The sequence below is a fragment of the Neisseria sp. P0021.S007 genome, assembly GCF_051956855.1.
On record NZ_JBQCXA010001288.1, the window covers coordinates 1 to 505 of the forward strand.

Annotated in this window: 2 protein-coding genes; one reads left to right on the top strand and one right to left on the bottom strand. The window is 49.5% G+C overall.

The window, feature by feature from the left end:
* A partial coding sequence (locus ACTHUR_RS18775; RefSeq protein ID WP_440400286.1) for an urease accessory protein UreH domain-containing protein occupies positions 1-162 on the top strand: 162 nt, incomplete at its 5' end.
* A gap of 125 nt (positions 163-287) precedes the next feature.
* Here ACTHUR_RS18775 and ACTHUR_RS18780 read toward each other — a convergent pair.
* Positions 288-505: transketolase C-terminal domain-containing protein (locus tag ACTHUR_RS18780; protein WP_440400285.1), on the bottom strand; the 218-nt coding region annotated here is incomplete at its 5' end.

Consider the following 505-nt stretch of genomic DNA (forward strand, 5'->3'; position numbering starts at 1 on the left):
CTGTATATGTTGGCTTTCGCGCTGGGAACGTTGCCGAATTTGTTGGCGATGGGGATTTTTGCAGCGCAATTGAAAACACTTTTGCAACGCAGAGCCATCCGTTTGTGCGCCGGACTATTGGTTGCAGGCTGGGCGATTTTCCGTTTGGCGGTAATGCTTTGAATCTGGCACTGAAACGCTTTTCAAAAGGGTAGGGGTTCATACATTAAAGGTCGTCTGAAAATCCGTTTTCAGACGACCTTTATTCATTACTTGCAACGGCGGCGTTAGTTCATCGCAGTTTCAGCTCAAGCTGCCGGAAGCCAGCCGCGTATGCGTTTTTCCATTGCGTCGGCACTCAAACCTAAATCATCTAAAAGTTTTTTCGGTTCGCCGTGTTCGGTTACGATGTCGGCAACGCCCAAAAGTAAAACGGGTTTGCAGATGCCGTGTTTTGCCAACACTTCCAACACCGCGCTGCCTGCGCCGCCTTGTTCGGCGTTTTCTTCAGCGGTAATGATGTAGT